The sequence below is a fragment of the Bathymodiolus platifrons methanotrophic gill symbiont genome, assembly GCF_002189065.1.
Lineage (GTDB): Bacteria > Pseudomonadota > Gammaproteobacteria > Methylococcales > Methylomonadaceae > Methyloprofundus.
On the sequence record NZ_BDMN01000186.1, the window covers coordinates 1 to 19,696 of the forward strand.

Below are 19,696 nucleotides of genomic sequence, written 5' to 3' on the forward strand. Positions count from 1 at the left end.
ACCAGCATTGTGTATTTCAGCTACTCAATAATTGGGAAACTTCAGATTCTTAAGGAAGGAAGTATGTTGGTAAAGTTTAACAAAATACTGGTTTTATTGCTGTTGATGTACTCAGTGGGGTGTTTTGCAAGTGTGCAAGAGCAGCAGCGTCGAGATTTTTTATTAGCCGAGCAAATGATTGAGTCGGGTGATGAGCAGGGTTATCTGGCATTTAGCGCTGGGCTGGAATCTTATCCTTTATATTTTTATTTGAATTATCAGTGGTTAAGTTTACATTTAGATCAGGATAAACAAATACAAGATTATTTAAGTAATTCAAAACAATCACTTTATACACGTAAGTTGCGTAGAAAGTGGCTCAATTATCTTTATAAGCAAGGTAAGTGGGATGTTTTTGTTGCTAATTATAAACGTTCTAAAAGTAAGCAAATGCAGTGTCGTTATAATTGGGCTGAGTATCAACGAAATTATAAGACTAAAGCTTTAACGGCAACTCAGAAGATATGGTTAACAGGTTCTTCTTTGCCAAAAGACTGTGACCGATTACTTGAAAAATTTACCCAGTCTTCATTTCTAACGCAAAAGCTGATTTGGCAGCGATTTATGCTGGCGGTTAAAGGCAGGCAATATAGTCTGGCTACTTATCTAAGTAAAAAACTAACTAATGCACAAACGCGGAAAAATTCTGAAGCATGGTTAGGCTCGTCAAAAAACCTGAATTAATTTATAAAACAGATTTCTTTCAAGGTTTGTCAAATTCAGGCCAAGCTGAAATGGTTGTTTATGCCATGAAGAAGCTGATTCCCGCCGATGTGGAGCATGCGATGGGATTATGGGGGGCTCAAAAGTCATCATTTGATTTGACTGATACTCAGATTAATAAAATACAGCGTGCGATTGCTTTACAGCTTGCCTTTAATAAATCCGCTCAGGCTTATGCTCACTTTGGCCAGCTAAATCAACTGGATGCTACCACTCGGATATGGGCGGTGAGGGCGGCTTTAAGTGAGCAAAACTGGACACATGTACAACAGGCATTAGATAAGTTAACGGTTAATGAAAAAGCCAAGGAACGCTGGCGCTATTGGCAAGCTAAAGCTTTTTTTACAGAACGGTCAACGTGATAAGGGGTTGGCTATTTTTAAGCAACTTGCCAAAGAGCGTAGTTATTATGGTTTTATGGCGGCTGATTATTTGCAACAGGATTATGCTTTAGTCAATAAACCCATCATTCTGGAAGAGAAAAATAAATTACGATTATTGTTGCAAGAGGATTTTTTAATTATTAGTGAGTTTCGTGCTCTGAAGCTGGATAAAGAAGCGCAGCAATTCTGGTGGCAGGCGGTGCGAAACTTGAAAGGCAATGATTTATTGGCTGCAGCAAAAATAGCCCAGCAATGGAAATGGCATAAACAGGCAATATTAACGGTTGCACGGGCAAAATACTGGGATGATGTGGCTTTACGATTTCCTATTGAGTATGAGCAGGGAATTCAGGAAAATGCAAGCAAACAGCAACTGGATACAGCTATCATATATGGGTTGATACGCAGGGAAAGTATGTTTGATGAGACGGCAGGATCTCCAGTTGGTGCAATGGGGCTTATGCAAATTATGCCAAAAACAGGAAGGCAGATAGCAAGGGAAATTAACTATCCCTGGCGGTCTAAGTCAATTTTATTGCAGCCATCTGTTAACCTGAAATTTGGTGCTTATTATTATCGGCAAATGCTAGATAAATTTGATGGGCATTTTGCCTTGGCCGCTGCGGCTTATAATGCAGGCCCGCATAATGTAAATAAGTGGTTAAAAATTGATCGGGAGTATGCGGCAGATATCTGGATAGAAACGATACCTTATAAGCTGAAGTTTCCCAATAATTATTTATGGTAAAATTGAAACTATGCTACAACTATATGAAAAAAATAGTCTTTTCATTCGTTTCAAATGCTATTGCCTAAGGGGAATTAAGTAGGGGTTTGCTATAAACATGGCAAAACCACCTAAAATAAACCTCGATACACCAGCATTGTGTATTTCAGCTACTCAATAATTGGGAAACTTCAGCTTATAAGGAAACAAGAGCTTATGTCGCTGCAGTGCTTACTTATGCATTGATTTATCAAAGCCGCATGCAGAGTGGTGAAGTATTAATGAGTGATTTTATGCGAGATATAAAGCCTAAAGCTAGCATAGAAGTTAGTGCTTTAACTCGGCAGACGCTTTAAAAAAATACTGCTTTCTCTGTGCTTATCTGGTTTTTAGATTGTTAAATTAATTATGAGCAATCACTTAATTTTTAGGGGAAGAACACATGATAAAATTCTCCATCTATACTAATACAAGGTATAATGCTTCCACTAGAGAACATAATTATAAAAAAAGAAACAGGATTGGGAATGCAAAAGCAGCAGAGCTATACTCGTGAAGAGTTATTAGAATCAGGGCATAATGGCCTATTTGGTCCTGGTAATGCTAAGTTACCACTGCCTAATATGTTAATGATGGATCGAATTACTCTTATCACAGATGAAGGTGGAGAATTTGATAAAGGTGAGATGGTTGCCGAGTTAGATATTAACCCGGATTTGTGGTTTTTTGATTGCCATTTTCAAGGCGACCCTGTAATGCCAGGGTGTTTAGGGCTGGATGCAATGTGGCAACTGGTCGGTTTTTATTTAGGTTGGAAAGGTGGTCCTGGCAAAGGGCGAGCACTAGGCGTTGGTGAAGTTAAATTTACAGGCCAGGTTCTACCTACGGCTAAAAAAGTGACTTATCGCATTCAGTTAAAGCGCGTTATTATGCGTAAACTAGTGATGGGGATAGCTGATGCAACCATGGAAGTTGATGGTAAAGTGATTTACACAGCTAAAGACCTACGTGTAGGTTTATTTACAAATACAACAGATTTCTAAGAGGCAGAATATGAAAAGAATAGTTATAACAGGACTAGGGATTGTTTCTAGTATTGGAAATAACAGTGAACAAGTTCTTGCATCTTTACAGGAAGGAACGTCAGGCATTAGTTTTGCTGAAGACTATAAAGAATTAGGTTTTCGTAGTCATGTGCGCGGTGCGATTGATATAAATCTGGATGATTTTATCGAGCGTAAAGTTAAGCGTTTTATGGGTGATGGCGCAGCATTTAATTATATTGCCATGCAGCAGGCGATTACCGATGCAGGTCTGGAAGAGAATGAAGTTTCTAATGTTCGCACTGGTTTGATTATGGGCTCAGGTGGACCATCAACTTCTAATTTAGTGGCTGCAGCAGATATATTACGTGAAAAAGGACTTAAGCGAGTAGGGCCTTATATGGTACCGCGTACTATGTCGAGTACCAATATTGCGTGTTTGGCGACACCTTTTAAGATAAAGGGGATTAATTACTCGATAACGTCTGCTTGTGCAACGAGTGCGCATTGTATTGGTAATGCAATGGAGCAGATTCAGATGGGTAAGCAGGATGTTGTCTTTGCAGGTGGAGGCGAAGAAGTTCATTGGACTATGTCAGTATTATTTGATGCCATGGGAGCCATCTCATCTAAATATAATGATGCACCGACGACTGCTTCTCGGGCCTATGATTTAACTCGTGATGGCTTCGTGATTTCAGGTGGGGGCGGTGTATTAGTCCTTGAAGAACTGGGACATGCAAAAGCACGAGGTGCTAAAATTTATGCTGAACTAACCGGTTATGGTGCTACTTCTGATGGTTATGATATGGTTCAACCCTCAGGTGAAGGCGCAGTTCGTTGTATGCAGCAAGCAATGGCTACGATCCATGGTGATACAGTAGATTATGTGAATGCACATGGCACGAGTACGCCCGTTGGTGATGAGCGTGAAATAGGTGCTTTACGTGAAGTATTTACACCGGAAAAAATGCCTTTTATTACTTCAACTAAATCTTTAACAGGACATGCTTTAGGTGCAGCAGGTGTTAATGAGGCAATTTATTCTATCTTGATGATGCAGAATAATTTTATCAGTGCCTCGGCTAATATTACCCAGCTTGATCCTATGGCAGAAGGCATGCCAATTGTTGCGGAGCGTAAAGATAATGTTACGTTAAATACGCTGATGTCGAATAGTTTTGGTTTCGGTGGTACTAATGCATCTTTGATTTTTCAACGCTATAACGGCTAAATCAAATAATGTAGAGCGTGGCTTTAGCCCGCTTTTTAGAGTAAAGGCGGGCTAAAGCCACGCCCTACAGTTATATGTTAGTCTAAACAAATACACAAAAAAGGCGAGAAAGTGCTTCTAAAATAGCGCTCTCTCGCCTTTTGTCGTTATAAATAAGAATTTTTTACATGCTTAATCCTAAAAAAGAACGCACTGAATTTAATAAACTACATAAACGTTTACGTAGAAATGTAGGGAGTGCGATTGCCGACTTCAATATGATTGAAGCTGGCGATAAAATCATGGTTTGTTTGTCAGGGGGCAAAGATTCTTACACTTTGCTAGATATTCTATTGCATTTACAGAAAACAGCACCGATACATTTTGATATTCTGGCAGTTAATCTAGACCAGAAACAACCAGGTTTTCCTGAGCATGTATTATCAGAATACCTTGAGAAACTGGGAGTTGCCTATCATATTATTGAGAATGATACTTACAGTGTAGTTAAACGTGTAATCCCTGAAGGACAAACAACCTGTAGCCTGTGCTCACGATTGCGACGTGGTTCATTATATGGCTATGCGCAAGAACAGGGAATAACAAAAATAGCATTAGGCCATCATCGCGATGATATTCTGGAAACGTTTTTCCTAAATATATTTTTTGCTGGAAAGTTAAAGGCGATGCCACCTAAGTTACTCAGTGATGATGGGAAGAACATGGTGATTCGACCACTTGCTTATTGTAAAGAGAAGGATATAGAGAAATATTCTGATTTTAAACAGTTTCCTATTATTCCTTGTAATTTATGTGGTTCACAGGAAAATTTACAAAGGCTGGCAATGAAAAAAATGCTGGAAAACTGGGATAAAAATACGCCAGGACGGGTAGAAAGTATTTTTTCCAGTCTGCAAAATATAGCGCCTTCACAATTAGCTGATACTCAGTTATTTGATTTCACGGGTTTACAGTTAGATGTGCCAGGGAATGATAAACCTGACGTATTTGAGAGTGATTCCGCGGGGCTGGATATTTTACAGTAGTATATTCATGTAGAGCGGACTTCAGTCCGCTCTACCGTATTATATAAATGAGACGCAAAGTGACTAGCTGTTTTCAGGCAAAAGATTTTATTCAGACTAAAGAAGGGCTTGTTTTTGCCGTTGTAGAACAGGGCCTGGAAAATGGCAAAGTACTTTGTTTTTTGCGTTATCAGAAGCTGGGTATCTCATGGCAAAAATTGGCGACCAGCCAGGCGAATCAATTATTAAAAATACAGTACCCCCAGTATTTGTTTTATTCACAAGTGAAATCAGCTAATTTGCACGCAGTTTCAGTGGCTGATATTAGTATTCATCATCAGCCTAGGCAGCGATTGCAGTTACTTCTAGCTAAACCCAATCCAGATAAGATTGAGCAGGACTTTATTGATTTGTGTCAGCTATTTCAAGAACAAGGAGTTAAACTTAATGATCTGGGTGTAACAGGCTCTTTATTGCTAGGGGCGCAGAATTCAAATTCGGATATTGATTTAGTTGTTTATGGCAGAAAGTCATTTTACCAGCTTAGAGAGCTTATTCGTCTGCTGATAGTAGAAGACAAACTGCAGCAACTGGATGAGAGTGCCTGGTTAGATTCCTACCAGCGTAGGTCATGTGATTTGAGTTACGCTGACTATGTCTGGCATGAGCAAAGAAAATATAATAAGGCACTTATACAGCAGAGAAAATATGATCTAAACTTGATTGAGCGGTCTGCAGAGCAAGAAAGCATAAGTTATCAAAAACAAGGGGCGATTATTATTCGCGCTAGGGTTATTGATGCGCAATATGCCTTTGATTATCCGGCGAGATTTATTATTGAGCATCAGGATGTCGCTGAGGTAGTTTGTTATACAGCAACCTATACAGGCCAGGCTGAGCAGGGTGAGTTTATCGAGGTATCAGGGCAGCTAGAAGTTTCCAGTGCAGGAATGACACGTATTCTTGTAGGCTCAACACGAGAAGCAGAAGGAGAATATATTAAAGTGGTCGCACATTTATGAGCCAGATTCCCGACTTTATTGCCGTTATTTTTGATATGGATGGCTTGATATTAGATACCGAGACCACCTATGTGCATGCCTGGCAACAAGCGGCTAGTGAATTGGGATATACAATAAATAAAACCTTTTGTACCAGTATGTCTGGTCTGTCCTTTGCTCAGGTAGAAGAGAAGTTTACCGAGCATCTTGGTGCGGCGTTTCCTCTTACTGAGTTTTATAGGTTAAGTGGTGAGCGTTGGCGCACGATAGCTGAGCAGGAAGGGATTGCTGTTAAAAAGGGGGCTTATGATTTATTGCAAGTACTTGAAGAATCTCAGACTCCATTCTGCCTGGCAACCAATAGCCCTGAATTTAATGCTCGTGAGTGCTTAAGATATGCCGGGATAGAAGACCTGTTTAGTGTTATCGTTTGCCGTGACCATGTGCTGCAGCCCAAGCCAGCGGCGGATATTTTTCTGCGAGCAGCTGATTTATTACAGCAACCAATACAATCCTGCCTGGTTGTTGAAGATTCTTTAACAGGTTTATTAGCGGCTAGAAATGCTAATGCCTTTTCAGTATTAATTCCTTCTATAACTGAGATAGACGAACAAATGCAAGCATTGGCGGGGCTAGTGCTTAATGACTTGTGTGAACTATCTTTGCTTTTACAGGGCAAATAAAAAATATATTAACAATCCTGTATAATGCTCAATTTTATTTGCTCCCAGTAATGTATACATTCCTTTGAAAGTCACTCATAAAAAGATTACAGTTATCGCTCCCGCACGTTTACATATGGGCTTTATTGATTTAAGTGGATCATTAGGGCGACATTTCGGTAGCATTGGCGTGGCATTGAATGAAATTAATACCCGCATTTCTGTTAGCTATGCTGAGCAATTAACACTAAGCGGAATGCCGTCTGAGCGGGCGTTAAAAAGCATCAAGCAGTTGTGTGCAACTCTAAATGTGTCGGATAAACTGCATTTTGAAATTAGCTCTTGTATCCCGGAGCATGTGGGCTTAGGCTCGGGGACGCAAATGTCGATTGCCCTGGGCCTGGCTTTAAGTGAGTATTATCAGTTAGGGCTTAATGTACGTGATATTGCCAGCTTAACAGCACGCGGGACACGCTCGGGAATTGGCATTGCTATTTTTGAGCAAGGCGGGCTGGTGGTTGATGGTGGCCGTGGCGAAAACACAGTAACACCACCTGTTATTTCTCGAATGAATGTGCCTGATGATTGGCGTTTTATTCTGGTATTTGACAAGCGTGGCCAGGGTTTACATGGTGATGCTGAAATACAGGCTTTTAAAGAACTCCCCCCTTTTTCGCACCAGGAAGCGGCGCGGCTATGTTATTTACTGATGATGCAGGGTTTGCCTGCTTTAGCTGAGAACGATATTAGCTTATTTGGAGATGTAATTACGCAATTACAAAACTCCGTCGGGGAGCATTTTGCTAGCGCTCAAGGTGGTGTGTTTACCAGTGAAGAGGTTGCTGAGGCCATGCAATTTTTACAAGATCAAGGGGCTGTTGCAGTAGGGCAGACCTCCTGGGGGCCTACCGGATTTTGTGCTGTTCAAGGCGCACAGTTGGCAGAGCAATTAAAACAGCAAGTCGAACAGAATTATGCGCATTGTGAGAATTTATCGGTATTAGTTGTCAGTGTTCGAAATACGGGTGGTGAAGTGCTGGTAGAGCAGGATGTAGAGCGGACTTTAGTCCGCAACTAGCCGCTCATGTCAAAGCCGCGAAAGACTAGCGGACTAAAGTCCGCTCTACAGCGAGTGTTGGTTATCGCTAATTCGGGACGAATGCTAGCCAATGCAGCACGGTCTGCGGGTTATATGCCGTTAGTTATTGATCTCTTCGCAGATCAGGATACTGAGGTCATTGCAGAGCAAGTATGGCAGGTAAAGAATTTATCTCTGGGGGTTATTCCGGGAGCTGTTGAAAGTTGCTTGCTTAGCTATAAGGTTCAATGGCTGATTTATGGCAGTGGGCTAGAAATACATCCTGAAACCCTGGAATACCTGAGTGGGCGCTTTAGTGTCATGGGTAACGATGTTTCTGTCATTAAACATTTGAATGCTAAAAAAACATTTTTTAAACAACTAGATACACTAGGTATACGCTACCCTGAAGTGCAGTTTCATCCGCCAGAAAATAGCGTAGGCTGGTTAATAAAGCCGGTAAATCATGTGGGTGGCCTGGGTATTCGTAGCTGTGATAGGCAAGCGCTTAGTGATGAGTATTATCAAAAGTTTTGTCAGGGCAAAGCTGGTTCGGCCTTATTTTGTTCCGATGGAGAACAATTTGAATTGATTGGCTTTCACCGGCAATGGACGCTTGCTCAGGATGATTTTGCTTTTGCCGGTATTATACGCGATGAATTTCTGCCAGAAGAACAACAGAAAAGCCTAGGTAAATGGATAAAAAAACTAGTTAGTTTTTATCATTTAAAAGGCTTGGCAAGTCTGGATTTTATTTATGATGGTACAAGCTGTTATTTTCTGGAAATAAATCCTCGACCACCAGCGAGTATGATGCTTTATCCTGAACTGGATTTGTTAAGTGCGCATCTGACTGGGCAGAAAATAGAAGCTGAACAGGATAAAATTATCCGTGCCCTACAAATAGTTTATGCAAAGCAGCCGTGCAAAATTCAGCCCGGGATCGAATGGCCAGAATGGAGTTTTGACAGGCCAAAATTAAAGTCATGTATTCAGGTTGGGCAGCCAATCTGTAGTATTATGGCGCGTGGAAAAACAGATCAACAGACTTTAGCCGAATTAAAGGTTAGAGAAATACAAATTGAAAACATTATTAAATAGGTAATCAACATCATGGAATACACAGCGAGCGTTAATAAGCTGACAGGGCCTTTAGTACAGGAATTAATCGATAATGCGGATAAATTAAGACTGGACATACAAACACTGGACAATGGCTGCACTATTATTGATGCGGGTATTAACGTGCCTGGAGGGATTGAGGCTGGGCGTATTATTACTGAGATTTGTCTAGGTGGCCTGGGTACGGTTTCTCTTGCGCATAGTTCTTATACTGATAACTGGCCTATTACGGTTAATGTGCATACCAGTAACCCTGTTCTGGCCTGTTTAGGGAGTCAATATGCAGGATGGAGTCTAGCGCATGAAAAGTATTTTGCACTGGGCTCTGGACCAGCTCGGGCAATGGCAACAAAAGAAAAAGAAGGCCAGGTTGTACCAGTAGAGGATCTTTATAAAGAACTGGACTATAGAGATGAAGCAGCAACAGCAACTTTAGTTATCGAAAATGATGCCATTCCACCGCTAGAAATCGTTGAAAAAATTGCTAAAGCCTGTGCAGTAGATTTCGATAAATTAATTATTATTGTTACACCAACCAGTAGTTTGGCGGGTGGAGTGCAAGTAGTAGGGCGTGTGCTGGAAGTAGCAATGCATAAAGCGCATGAATTGCATTTTCCATTAGAAAATATTGTAGATGGTATGGGTAGTGCCCCTCTTTGCCCACCGCATCCAGATTTTGTACAGGCGATGGGACGTACCAATGATGCGATTTTATTTGCTGGTCAGGTGCATATTTTTGTTAAAGGTTCGGATGAAGAAGCAGAAAAATTAGCGAATGCATTACCTAGCTCAACTTCAAAAGATTATGGTAAGCCATTTGCACAAGTGTTTAAAGATGCAAAATATGATTTTTTCAAAATTGACGGCATGTTATTTAGTCCAGCAAGTGTGATTGTTACAGCAGTGGAATCAGGAAATAGTTTTCGTGCAGGTAAGCTGGATAATGACTTATTAAATCAATCTTTTGGTGCATAAAATAAAATTACGCTTATACCCTATCCCTATACGGGTAAATTAGGGTAGAATAGGCGGTTTTTCATCCATGGGCGCAGTAGTATCTGGTATTACTGATTTTGTTCCATAAATTGGTTTTGTTATCAATTTTTAACGGGTTTTTATACCTAGGTTTTTAGAGTACAACAATGACAGATTTATCTCTTTATAGAAATATCGGTATTTTCGCGCACGTTGATGCGGGGAAAACCACAACAACGGAACGCATCCTAAAGCTAACGGGTAAAATCCATAAGCTGGGTGAAGTACATGATGGTGCTGCGACAACAGATTTCATGGAACAAGAGCAAGAGCGTGGGATTACTATCCAGTCTGCTGCGACTTCATGTTTCTGGAAAGATCACCGCTTTAATATTATTGATACTCCGGGACACGTTGATTTTACTATTGAGGTATACCGTTCGTTAAAAGTACTCGATGGTGGTATCGGTGTATTTTGTGGATCAGGTGGTGTAGAGCCACAATCAGAAACTAACTGGCGTTATGCGAATGACTCAGAAGTTGCACGGGTTATTCTGGTTAACAAACTAGATCGTCTAGGTGCTGATTTTTACCGCGTTGTTAAGCAAGTAGAAGACGTATTAGGTGCTAATCCATTAGTCATGGTATTACCTATCGGTACAGAGGATGACTTCGTTGGTGTCGTTGATTTATTAACGCGTAAAGCATGGGTATGGGATAGTTCAGGTGATCCAACCAACTATGAAGTACAAGATGTTCCTGCTGATATGGTTGACCAAGTTGAAGAGTGGCGTGAAAAATTAATCGAAACTGCGCTTGAGCAAGACGATGATGCGATGGGAAAATACCTGGAAGGTGAAGAGCCAAGTATGGAAACTATTAAGGCATGTATCCGTAAAGGAACAATCAACCTTGATTTCTTCCCGACTTATTGTGGTTCAGCATTCAAAAATAAAGGTATTCAATTAATATTGGATGCAGTTATTGATTACCTACCATCACCGACTGAAGTGAAGCCACAGCCAGAAGTGGATGACGAGGGTGAAGAAACAGGCGAATTTGCGATTGTAGATGTCGATAAACCATTCCGAGCCTTAGCATTCAAAATTATGGATGACCGTTACGGTGCATTAACTTTCGTACGTATTTATTCAGGTAAATTGAATAAAGGCGATACCATTATGAACAGTTACACAGGTAAAAGTGAGCGTATCGGTCGTATGGTAGAAATGCATGCCGATGAGCGTATTGAGTTAGACAGCGCGCAAGCGGGTGATATTATCGCGATTGTGGGCATGAAAAAGGTACAAACAGGGCACACCCTGTGTGACCCTAAGAACCCTGCAACACTAGAGCCTATGGTCTTCCCAGATCCAGTTATCTCAATTGCGGTATCGCCTAAAGATAAAGCAGGCTCTGAGAAAATGGGTATCGCGATCGGTAAAATGGTTGCCGAAGATCCTTCTTTCCGTGTTGAAACGGATGAAGATTCAGGTGAAACGATTCTACGTGGAATGGGTGAGTTACATTTAGATATTAAAGTCGATATTCTAAAGCGTACACACGGTATTGATGTAGAAGTGGGTAAACCACAAGTTGCCTACCGTGAAACAATCACTAAAACGATTGAAGATAGCTACACGCATAAAAAGCAATCAGGTGGTTCGGGTCAATTTGGTAAAATTGATTACCGTATTGAGCCAGGTGAGCCAGGTTCAGGTTTTGTATTTGAATCCAAAGTGACAGGTGGTAACGTTCCTAGAGAATTCTGGCCAGCCGTTGATAAAGGTTTCAAAAGCATGGTTGATACCGGCGTATTAGCGGGCTTTCCTTGTTTAGATTTTAAAGTTACTTTATTGGATGGTGGTTTTCACGCCGTAGATTCATCAGCCGTTGCTTTTGAAATTGCAGCAAGATCAGCCTATCGTCAATCAATCCCTAAAGCGGGCCCTCAACTGATTGAGCCTATCATGAAAGTTGATGTGTTCACACCAGAAGATCATGTGGGTGATGTGATTGGTGATTTAAACCGTCGTCGTGGAATGATCCAGGGACAAGAAGCAGGTGTAACAGGCGTTCGTATTAAAGGTGAAGTGCCTTTAAGTGAAATGTTTGGTTATATTGGTGACTTACGGACTATGACATCAGGTCGTGGACAATTCTCTATGGAATTCTCACATTACCTACCATGTCCTAAGAACATTTCTGAAGAAGTTATTAAAGAAGTTCAAGAACGTGAGAAAGCTAAAAAATAAGTAAAAATGGGTTTGTATAGCCCGCTTTATAGCTTGTAGAAAAAAGCCACCCGTTAATAGCGGGTGGCTTTTTTTGTTTTGGGGAAGTTTCTGCGTAGAGCGGACTTTAGTCCGCAAGTTCAGAACTTCTGATCTCGCGAAATTAGTGCATTAATATTGCTTGGTGCTGACGTATGAAGCAGTACATTATGCTCTCACTCTATTATCTTGATAAATTAGTAAGGCATCTACTTTTATTGAGCTGAGGTCAAAGTTAATGGGTTGTTTTCAGGCTTGCGGACTAAAGTCCACTCTACGGTTTTCTAAAAGGGATTTGTTTAATGAAAAAAATACTGACGATTTATTTATTATTACTGGTATTTGTACCGACCAGCAATGCCGCACATAATAACAAGCTCCCTGTCAAAATAATCAAAAACACCCTTGCCATTAGCTTTGCTCAAGATGGAACACTATGGCGCTTATTGCCCGCCAATGATTTTATTTACATTGATTACTCAAAGGATCTAGGGGGAACGTATAGTTCCCCCGTTAAAGTCAATCAGCAAGCACAGAAAATCAGCGCATGGCCTGAAAACCCACCCGCTATTTTAGTCACAAAGGCAGGCCGTGTTCTGGTGCTTTATTATGCTGATGAGCAACAAAAATCCACCAGCTACTTTAGTTATTCAGATGACCAGGGAAAAACCTTTTCAGCACCGGTTTTAATCAGTGATCAGGCGGCAACTAATATGCATTATATGGATAAAATGCTACTGGACAGAGCAGGGAATATTCACTTTTTCTGGCATGATAACCGTAATAAGGCAGAGAATAGTAAGTTAGCAGGTTCTATTTCACTCTATCATGCGCAAACAAAAACGATTGGGGTAGGGGGATTTGAAAATGAAATAATCCCCCATTCTGTTTGTAGTTGCTGTCGTACAGCCATCAGCTTATCAGCACATGGAAATCCAGTGCTATTATTGCGCATGGCATTTGCTGATGGGGCAAGAGATCATGTAATGCTGAGTAAAAAAAATGCTACGGAATGGGGGCCGGCTAAACGAATTTCAGATGATCACTGGGTGATAGATGCCTGTCCAGAGCATGGCCCGGCTTTGGCGATTGATAAACAAGGTAGAAGTCATTTAACCTGGTTTTCACTCGGAGAAAAGCGGCAGGGTATTTTTTATGCACAAACAGATAATTATGGGGAGACAGTCTTAAAGCCAATGCCATTAGGGAATAGTGAGTTTTTAGCGAGTCACCCTGATGTAATTGCTGCACAACAACGGGTTGTTTTAGTCTGGACCGAGTTTAATGGTAGTGAAACCAGCCTATATAGCCAGCAATCGAAGAATAGAGGCAAGACATGGCAAGTGGTTAAAAAAGTTTTTAGCAGTGCATCGTCTACAGGGTACCCAAAGTTATTAGCGCATGAGGGGCATATTTTTGTTTCCTGGTTAACTAAACAGGAAGGGCATCATTTAATCGAGGTCAAATAATGAACTGAAGTTTCCCAATAATTATTTATGGTAAAATTGAAACTATGACTGGGATGCCCAAAACAAGCTTTCGCAAAAATAGCGACTCCCCGCACTTACTCGCTCTATGTTGTCAGCATTGATATATTCGGTAAGTAGAAAAACTAAATCCAGCGCATCTTTGCTATGCTGGTGCCTGCGTTCTTTCCAGGCTATCAACTTTAAGATCGCTAATGCAGGCGGTGCTATCACATGAATATCTAATGCGGGCTTATCTCGAAAACGTATGAGTGCTGTTGTTCTATACGCGTCTTTAAAACCTATAGTGCTCATTTTTATACTAAAATCGGGCGGCCAATTAATATTTTCTTTTATTTCAATTGCGCCAAAGGGTTTAATGGTAGTGAAACCAGCCTATATAGCCAGCAATCGAAGAATAGAGGCAAGACATGGCAAGTGGTTAAAAAAAGTTTTTAGCAGTGCATCGTCTACAGGGTACCCAAAGTTATTAGCGCATGAGGGGCATATTTTTGTTTCCTGGTTAACTAAACAGGAAGGGCATCATTTAATCGAGGTCAAATAATGAAATGCATTGTTAAATTAATACTTATCTGTAGTTTGTTTTTCAGCACACAGCTTTATGCCGAGAATTTTAAGATTAAATTGTTTAATAAAGGTTCCTACTCGAACATTTTAAATCATTATAAAGAGCAGCCTCTGCTATTAGTTCTGTGGTCAGTGACTTGCACGGCTTGCTTATCGGAGATGGAGTTAATACATAAGCTGCATCAGCAAAGGCCTGAATTAAATTTAATTATGCTTGCAGTGGATGGGCCTGAGTTCCATCAGGAAATGGGTCAGATAATCAAGCAAAACAAACTGGAGGAAATTGAGCACTGGGGATTTGCCGAAGATAATTCACCGGTATTACGCTATCTTATTGATAGTCGCTGGTACGGGGAGTTACCTAGAAGCTATTTTTTTGATAGTCAGCATAATAAAGTTGGCATCAGTGGCGTATTAAGTGAGCAGCAATATAATGAAAAAATTACTCAATTTTATAATAATAAAACTCGTTGACACTCTGACAGTAATCTAAAAAAATAAAACTGTAGCCCGTATGAAGCTTGCGGAATACGGGGCATTTGATGTGTTAATTTCCCGTATTTACGCTAAAGCTTCATACGGGCTACTGTTGAGTATAGCTAAAAAGCATTTATAATCAGTAGTAGCCTAGATGTAACCTGTAGCAGGCCGGTAAGTAAGTGACTGAGGACTATAAACTTCCAGCATACTTCTAAATCAGAAATATAAACAATCGCTTGTCAGCCATAAGCGGACTAAGAGCTAAGAGTTCTTATTTTTCATGATATTCAGAGCTAGGTATCATGATCATTAAAGGTAATGTATAGTTAGATAACTTACTTGGTTTTAGAAATACGTTGATTCTAAAGCTCAAAGTAGGGAAGATATACTAAAATTGTATATCAAATTGTTCTGTAAATTTGAAAACTCTTTTCGTAATGGTGATAGCGAAAAGAGTAATATTATATTCACCCTTTAAATAAGAAGATGACATATGAGTAAAGGTACAGTTAAGTGGTTTAGTGCGGATAAAGGTTTTGGCTTTATAACTCCAGAAGATGGAAGTAAAGATCTATTTGTTCATCACTCAGAAATTCAGGCTGGCGGGAGCTACGCAACTCTAAATGACGGCCAAGAAGTTGAGTATGAAGTAGGTCAGGGACAAAAAGGGCCATGTGCAAATAAAGTACAACCGCTATAAACACCCAATAAAAGACAGATATCAAGGCAATCTAGAGGGAAGCAAGGCGTTGCTTTCCCCAAGATTGCAGTATTTTCCTATCAAAAAGAATCTTGCGTTGCCAGCCATGGAGAGCGAACGCGAGAAAAAATCAAGGGGTTGGCCCAAAAGGTTCTGTCGCATAAAGTTCACTTTTCCAGGTTATCTGCTATCATTAAGTTTAATTTTCTATATTAGGAACTCTCAAATGCTTAGTTTTAAATGGCGCCACTTTGAAAAAGAGATCATTCTCCTAAATGTCAGATGGTACTTGGCTTACCCACTCAGTTATCGCAATCTTGAAGAAATAGCGGAAGAACGAGGCTACCATGTTGACCACAGTACACTTAACCGCTGGGTTATCACGTATGCGCCTAAATTAGAGAAAGAATTTCACAAAAAGAAGCGTCCTGTGTGTGGGCGGTGGCGGATGGATGAAACCTATATTAAAGTCAAAGGGGAGTGGAAATATTTTTATCGAGCAGTTGATAAAGAAGGCAGCATCATTGACTTTTTACTCACTGCAAAATATACTAAAATTGTATATCAAATTGTTCTGTAAATTTAAAAACTCTTTTCGTAATGGTGATAGCGAAAAGAGTAATATTATATTCACCCTTTAAATAAGAAGATGACATATGAGTAAAGGTACAGTTAAGTGGTTTAGTGCGGATAAAGGTTTTGGCTTTATAACTCCAGAAGATGGAAGTAAAGATCTATTTGTTCATCACTCAGAAATTCAGGCTGGAGGGAGCTACGCAACTCTAAATGACGGCCAAGAAGTTGAGTATGAAGTAGGTCAGGGACAAAAAGGGCCATGTGCAAATAAAGTACAACCGCTATAAACACCCAATAAAAGACAGATATCAAGGCAATCTAGAGGGAAGCAAGGCGTTGCTTTCCCCAAGATTGCAGTATTTTCCTATCAAAAAGAATCTTGCGTTGCCAGCCATGGAGAGCGAACGCGAGAAAAAATCAAGGGGTTGGCCCAAAAGGGTCAGTCTCAATTGAAAATTGTTAATCGTTAGTTTCAAAGTCTGTTCATGGCTGACAAGCGACCATTTATATTTGTGATTTAGAAATATAATGGTAGCAAATAATCATCGGTCACTGAGGTTCAAGTTCAAGTAAATCTTATTCATCATTAATAATACACCGAGTAAATGTTTTTGAATCGTTACCTAACTGACTATGACGACAGCCTGACTGGTGAATCTCACATTGACCCAATGGGGATGCTAGTAATCTGGTCTGCGTATGGCCACCAAATATTTCAGAATCGTGTTAATTCAATCTCCAACGATGTGCGCAACTACACGTTAAACCTGTTCAACCATTACCTTATTAGACGCATAATTTCTGATGAGAGCGTGCTACTGAGTCGTGAACTATTACACGAGTATGGCAGTTTAAGATACCTTAAACTTTAAATATGCATGTTTACTCTATCTGGAGAATTTGTTTGTCTATTCAATCCTACAAAATGAAGAACACAAAGGAGTAGATAGCAGCGGAGTTTTAGGCAGCAGCAATGCACGCCGTTTATGGGTAGATGCAGATAATGATCCTGTAATTATCTTTACGCACAAAAAGGCAGGGCAAATATTGGTCCGTCAACTTGGATTGGGTGTCAGTGGTCGATACAAGACACCTATGATGGAAATAGGTTATTTCGACAAACATTATCATTACACTTCTCCCAGTGCTATATCACTGTGGCAGGAAGCTGAGCAATTTATTGCAAATCAGTCGAAACTGAAAAAACTGGCAAAAAACCTTATAGAGCATTTCAAAGAAGACCTATTTAGCCAAAGAAGCCCCAGTCCTAGCATCAGTTTCAGTGATGTACCGGACGTACTTCGAAAAGACTTCGCTAGCGCATTTTCATCACCAGGTGCTGTAGGGAACTATGCTCGGGAATACTGGATTTCTGTTACAGGACTAGATGATGGAGCCTCAAAGGCTCTACTACAGGTACTGGATAATAATGCGAAGCTCGACAAACCGAAGGAGCTCGACCCGCAGAATTTAATCGAGTCTGCACTGAAACAAACATTGTCTGACGAAGAGCGTTTGAAAATGACTCAGATTGCCTCACTAGAGCCTTTTTTATCTGACATCATGCTTATGTTTACCCTACTGACAGCAAAAAAATCTCGTCCCCTTACCGAAGTCATTACTCAATGGCAGGAGTTTGGTCGTACCGAGCACACTTTGCCACAACGCGCTAATCTGTTGCGAAGTGATGTTGCACTTAACAATGTAATAAATGGCAGTACAGCTGGAAGGCGTATGAAAAACTTACTGCAACTAGCCGATACAGCAACACTGGATGATCAAGTCACTCTGCTACTCGAATATCATAATAATTTAATGCTTAAACGCAGCCAAATGCCATGGTTTGACTCTAGACAACGCTGGGCGGCAGGTAAAGGTACACGTAAGGCCACTTCAGGTGCCAGATACGGAAGATTGGCCGCCTGGTGAATGGTATTACAGCTATTATCTTCCTCAATTTAAATCATTGGTGCGTGGCTTCCAGGGTGTAGTAGAGGGATAGTTAACATGAAACTTCTGGGAGAATTCAATCAACAACTAGAGTCACTAGGAGAGCTACGCTACGCATGATTCACTAGTTTCAACATCAATATTGAATTTATTGAAAGTTATCTCCTACCTGCAGTGTTGGACATGGACCCGCCAAAGAATCGGCTGGATTATGAGCATTTTCAATTAGCGCTAAATGACAAAAAAATTGACTTTCGGGTATTCTGCGACCTACGTTTTATGGAAGCTGACCAGAATAAGCGCACGTCTATACCAGTGCATGGAGTTTCTACTACACGACTTTTCTAAAGAAAGTAAATTTCACCCTAAAGTAATTTACCTGGAAGATATTCATGGTAAGCGCATACTAGGATGTGGCAGCGCCAACCTGACACTGAGTGGCTGGGGGCGCAATCAGGAAGTGTTTACTTTCCGTGAGATTGAAACAAAGGAACAGTACAACTCAGTAAACCATTTTTTCAACATAATTACAGAAAATATTGGTATAGATGAGCGATTACCTCAGCGTAGAGGTTTGCCAACAAGTGACCAAACATGGTCGTTTGTACATAGTTTTGATGATGACTCTACTTTTCTAGATAAATTATTTGCTGACTCAAGATCACATGACCTGATGGTATGGACACCCTATTTGCCTACAGACCTTGCTAAATTCGTTATTAAGTTAAAAAAAGAAGTCGAGCTTGACGACCTACATGTACATCTGGTTCCAGATCGTGTTCAGGGACAGTACATTAGTACATCATGGAATGATGAACTCAGTTCATTAGTTGATAAAAAAGCTCTTCATTTTTATGACAACCCAACAACTCGTCATGAGAACGTCGAACTCTGTCATGCCAAGGTATGGAAATTGGGCAGCAAGCTTGCGATTGGTTCATGGAACTTCACCACACCTGGATCTAACCTGTATAGCAATTTGGATGAGTGGGATGTGAATAGCAATATTGAAGCTGGTTTTATTTTGCAAGAGCCAGGTAGTTGGCAGCAAGCCGTAGGGAAGCCTATATCAATGACAGCTGACAATTTTGCTTCGCCGGAGCTATTAGAAGAAGAAAGTCTACAGGTACCTGAATTATTATCTTTTGATATTCAAGTGTTATTTGACTGGCAAAAACAGCAATACACTTTTGCTGGAAATTGGAACGAAGGATCTGTAGATGATGGTTATACCATTAAAATACCAGATATATCTAAACTGAAGTTTCCCAATTATTGAGTAGCTGAAATACACAATGCTGGTGTATCGAGGTTTATTTTAGGTGGTTTTGCCATGTTTATCATCAGTGTTTCCATTGAAAGCAACAATAGCTAAGAAACTTAGAGAGTATGCCTTATTTTAGAGGCGGTATGCGATTATCTTGTCCTACTCCCAGATTTTTAATCAATCCTAAAAATTCTTCGCAGGATAAGCACATGGAAAAACAACAAAAAACCTAAAATAAAGCTTGCAATTACGAAAAACATTTTTTTATAATTTTCCGTTTTATAAACCTTATAATCGGAAACTCTCATGTACGAATCCCAGACACTGAATGCCTTTATTTTTGATCACTGCAATAAGAGCATGGACAATGCCGTATCAGCAGAACGTTACCCTTTGTGGAAGCGA

At 40.3% G+C, this 19,696-nt stretch carries 20 protein-coding genes and 2 pseudogenes; 21 read left to right on the forward strand and 1 reads right to left on the reverse strand.

What is annotated here, in order from left to right; translation table 11 throughout:
* The 14 genes and pseudogenes from CDZ78_RS11165 to CDZ78_RS11225 all read left to right on the forward strand — a co-directional run.
* Positions 1–723, forward strand: a pseudogene (locus CDZ78_RS11165) (hypothetical protein); the annotation flags it as partial.
* Positions 724–749: 26 nt separating this feature from the next.
* Positions 750–1,124 (forward strand): hypothetical protein, encoded by a 375-nt coding sequence (locus CDZ78_RS11170; RefSeq protein WP_140414009.1) that lies wholly within the window; start codon positions 750–752, stop codon positions 1,122–1,124.
* Between the two features lie 7 nt (positions 1,125–1,131).
* Positions 1,132–1,893 (forward strand): transglycosylase SLT domain-containing protein, encoded by a 762-nt coding sequence (locus tag CDZ78_RS11175; protein WP_167374269.1) that lies wholly within the window; start codon positions 1,132–1,134, stop codon positions 1,891–1,893.
* Between the two features lie 125 nt (positions 1,894–2,018).
* The gene (locus CDZ78_RS24630; RefSeq protein ID WP_507766558.1) at positions 2,019–2,228 is read left to right on the forward strand and encodes a hypothetical protein; all 210 of its coding nucleotides are present in this window, start codon (positions 2,019–2,021) and stop codon (positions 2,226–2,228) included.
* Between the two features lie 171 nt (positions 2,229–2,399).
* On the forward strand, positions 2,400–2,915 hold the full coding sequence (fabA, locus tag CDZ78_RS11180; RefSeq protein WP_087870100.1) for a 3-hydroxyacyl-[acyl-carrier-protein] dehydratase FabA: 516 nt from the start codon (positions 2,400–2,402) through the stop codon (positions 2,913–2,915).
* Positions 2,916–2,925: 10 nt separating this feature from the next.
* Positions 2,926–4,149: a beta-ketoacyl-ACP synthase I gene (fabB, locus tag CDZ78_RS11185; protein ID WP_087870085.1), complete on the forward strand. Its 1,224-nt coding sequence runs from the start codon at positions 2,926–2,928 to the stop codon at positions 4,147–4,149.
* A gap of 167 nt (positions 4,150–4,316) precedes the next feature.
* Complete coding sequence (gene ttcA / locus CDZ78_RS11190; RefSeq protein ID WP_087870086.1) at positions 4,317–5,174, forward strand: tRNA 2-thiocytidine(32) synthetase TtcA; 858 nt, start codon at positions 4,317–4,319, stop codon at positions 5,172–5,174.
* 59 nt (positions 5,175–5,233) lie between these two features.
* Complete coding sequence (locus CDZ78_RS11195) at positions 5,234–6,175, forward strand: nucleotidyltransferase domain-containing protein (protein ID WP_244559231.1); 942 nt, start codon at positions 5,234–5,236, stop codon at positions 6,173–6,175.
* A complete protein-coding gene (locus tag CDZ78_RS11200; RefSeq protein WP_087870088.1) occupies positions 6,172–6,837 on the forward strand; it encodes an HAD family hydrolase in 666 nt (221 codons plus the stop codon). The genes CDZ78_RS11195 and CDZ78_RS11200 overlap by 4 nt, the downstream gene beginning before the upstream one ends.
* A gap of 64 nt (positions 6,838–6,901) precedes the next feature.
* The gene (locus CDZ78_RS11205) at positions 6,902–7,894 is read left to right on the forward strand and encodes a beta-ribofuranosylaminobenzene 5'-phosphate synthase family protein (RefSeq protein WP_087870089.1); all 993 of its coding nucleotides are present in this window, start codon (positions 6,902–6,904) and stop codon (positions 7,892–7,894) included.
* A 6-nt stretch (positions 7,895–7,900) separates the two neighbouring features.
* The gene (locus CDZ78_RS11210; protein ID WP_087870090.1) at positions 7,901–8,995 is read left to right on the forward strand and encodes an ATP-grasp domain-containing protein; all 1,095 of its coding nucleotides are present in this window, start codon (positions 7,901–7,903) and stop codon (positions 8,993–8,995) included.
* Positions 8,996–9,007: 12 nt separating this feature from the next.
* The gene (gene mch / locus CDZ78_RS11215) at positions 9,008–9,991 is read left to right on the forward strand and encodes a methenyltetrahydromethanopterin cyclohydrolase (RefSeq protein WP_087870091.1); all 984 of its coding nucleotides are present in this window, start codon (positions 9,008–9,010) and stop codon (positions 9,989–9,991) included.
* A 167-nt stretch (positions 9,992–10,158) separates the two neighbouring features.
* Positions 10,159–12,246: an elongation factor G gene (fusA, locus tag CDZ78_RS11220; RefSeq protein WP_087870092.1), complete on the forward strand. Its 2,088-nt coding sequence runs from the start codon at positions 10,159–10,161 to the stop codon at positions 12,244–12,246.
* A 320-nt stretch (positions 12,247–12,566) separates the two neighbouring features.
* Positions 12,567–13,733, forward strand: a complete 1,167-nt coding sequence (locus CDZ78_RS11225) for a sialidase family protein (protein WP_087870093.1) — start codon at positions 12,567–12,569, stop codon at positions 13,731–13,733.
* Between the two features lie 42 nt (positions 13,734–13,775).
* Here CDZ78_RS11225 and CDZ78_RS11230 read toward each other — a convergent pair whose 3' ends face one another.
* A complete protein-coding gene (locus CDZ78_RS11230) occupies positions 13,776–14,045 on the reverse strand; it encodes a nucleotidyl transferase AbiEii/AbiGii toxin family protein (RefSeq protein WP_087870094.1) in 270 nt (89 codons plus the stop codon).
* Positions 14,046–14,109: 64 nt separating this feature from the next.
* Here CDZ78_RS11230 and CDZ78_RS11235 point away from each other — a divergent pair, with 64 nt between their 5' ends.
* The 7 genes and pseudogenes from CDZ78_RS11235 (at position 14,110) to CDZ78_RS11265 (ending at position 19,303) form a co-directional block, all read left to right on the forward strand.
* Positions 14,110–14,295, forward strand: coding sequence for a hypothetical protein (locus CDZ78_RS11235; protein WP_140414010.1), 186 nt, complete (start codon positions 14,110–14,112; stop codon positions 14,293–14,295).
* A 182-nt stretch (positions 14,296–14,477) separates the two neighbouring features.
* Positions 14,478–14,792 (forward strand): hypothetical protein, encoded by a 315-nt coding sequence (locus CDZ78_RS21235; protein WP_147889174.1) that lies wholly within the window; start codon positions 14,478–14,480, stop codon positions 14,790–14,792.
* 499 nt (positions 14,793–15,291) lie between these two features.
* Complete coding sequence (locus CDZ78_RS11245) at positions 15,292–15,498, forward strand: cold-shock protein (protein ID WP_087870097.1); 207 nt, start codon at positions 15,292–15,294, stop codon at positions 15,496–15,498.
* A 226-nt stretch (positions 15,499–15,724) separates the two neighbouring features.
* Positions 15,725–16,039, forward strand: a pseudogene (locus tag CDZ78_RS11250) (IS6 family transposase); the annotation flags it as partial.
* Positions 16,040–16,154: 115 nt separating this feature from the next.
* A complete protein-coding gene (locus CDZ78_RS11255) occupies positions 16,155–16,361 on the forward strand; it encodes a cold-shock protein (protein WP_087870097.1) in 207 nt (68 codons plus the stop codon).
* 613 nt (positions 16,362–16,974) lie between these two features.
* The gene (locus CDZ78_RS11260; protein ID WP_087870098.1) at positions 16,975–18,003 is read left to right on the forward strand and encodes a hypothetical protein; all 1,029 of its coding nucleotides are present in this window, start codon (positions 16,975–16,977) and stop codon (positions 18,001–18,003) included.
* A gap of 340 nt (positions 18,004–18,343) precedes the next feature.
* Positions 18,344–19,303 carry a phospholipase D-like domain-containing protein gene (locus CDZ78_RS11265; protein ID WP_087870099.1) on the forward strand — a complete coding sequence of 320 codons (960 nt, stop codon included), beginning with the start codon at positions 18,344–18,346 and terminating at the stop codon, positions 19,301–19,303.
* The last annotated feature ends 393 nt before the right edge of the window (positions 19,304–19,696 follow it).

Coding starts and splice junctions, on each gene's coding strand:
- fabA (WP_087870100.1), top strand. CDS start 2,400: ATGCAAAAGCAGCAGAGCTATACTCGTGAAGAGTTATTAGAATCAGGG.
- fabB (WP_087870085.1), top strand. CDS start 2,926: ATGAAAAGAATAGTTATAACAGGACTAGGGATTGTTTCTAGTATTGGA.
- ttcA (WP_087870086.1), top strand. CDS start 4,317: ATGCTTAATCCTAAAAAAGAACGCACTGAATTTAATAAACTACATAAA.
- CDZ78_RS11200 (WP_087870088.1), top strand. CDS start 6,172: ATGAGCCAGATTCCCGACTTTATTGCCGTTATTTTTGATATGGATGGC.
- CDZ78_RS11210 (WP_087870090.1), top strand. CDS start 7,901: ATGTCAAAGCCGCGAAAGACTAGCGGACTAAAGTCCGCTCTACAGCGA.
- mch (WP_087870091.1), top strand. CDS start 9,008: ATGGAATACACAGCGAGCGTTAATAAGCTGACAGGGCCTTTAGTACAG.
- fusA (WP_087870092.1), top strand. CDS start 10,159: ATGACAGATTTATCTCTTTATAGAAATATCGGTATTTTCGCGCACGTT.
- CDZ78_RS11225 (WP_087870093.1), top strand. CDS start 12,567: ATGAAAAAAATACTGACGATTTATTTATTATTACTGGTATTTGTACCG.
- CDZ78_RS11230 (WP_087870094.1), bottom strand. CDS start 14,045: ATGAGCACTATAGGTTTTAAAGACGCGTATAGAACAACAGCACTCATA.
- CDZ78_RS11235 (WP_140414010.1), top strand. CDS start 14,110: ATGGTAGTGAAACCAGCCTATATAGCCAGCAATCGAAGAATAGAGGCA.
- CDZ78_RS21235 (WP_147889174.1), top strand. CDS start 14,478: ATGGAGTTAATACATAAGCTGCATCAGCAAAGGCCTGAATTAAATTTA.
- CDZ78_RS11245 (WP_087870097.1), top strand. CDS start 15,292: ATGAGTAAAGGTACAGTTAAGTGGTTTAGTGCGGATAAAGGTTTTGGC.
- CDZ78_RS11255 (WP_087870097.1), top strand. CDS start 16,155: ATGAGTAAAGGTACAGTTAAGTGGTTTAGTGCGGATAAAGGTTTTGGC.
- CDZ78_RS11265 (WP_087870099.1), top strand. CDS start 18,344: ATGGAGTTTCTACTACACGACTTTTCTAAAGAAAGTAAATTTCACCCT.